The sequence below is a fragment of the Sedimentibacter sp. B4 genome (genome assembly GCF_000309315.1).
Lineage (GTDB): Bacteria > Bacillota > Clostridia > Tissierellales > Sedimentibacteraceae > Sedimentibacter > Sedimentibacter saalensis.
In genome coordinates this window covers 1-240 of record NZ_CANG01000489.1, presented here as the reverse complement: position 1 = coordinate 240, position 240 = coordinate 1, and the positions used below count along the sequence as shown (strand labels likewise).

At 73.3% G+C, this 240-nt stretch carries 1 protein-coding gene; it reads left to right on the top strand.

The annotated features are described in order from the left end of the window. Positions 1–240 (top strand): trypsin-like peptidase domain-containing protein (locus BN358_RS23740; RefSeq protein ID WP_198018439.1); only part of this gene is annotated, 240 nt, incomplete at both ends.

The window sequence follows — 240 nt, the reverse complement described above, 5'->3', positions numbered from 1 at the left end:
GCCCACCCCCGTGGACGCCTCACTCCTCGATCCCGTCGTGCAGCGCTACTCGGCCTCGGTCGGGCGGCTGCTCAGCACGAGCTGCACGGGTGCGCCGTTCGCAGGATCGGGCTTCGTCGTGGGACCCGGGCTGGTGCTGACCGCGGCACACGTGGTGGAGGGCGCCCGCCAGGTCAGCGTGCGGCTCGCCGGGGCAGAGCCGGTTCCCGCGGAGGTCGTCGGAATCGATCCGAACCGCGA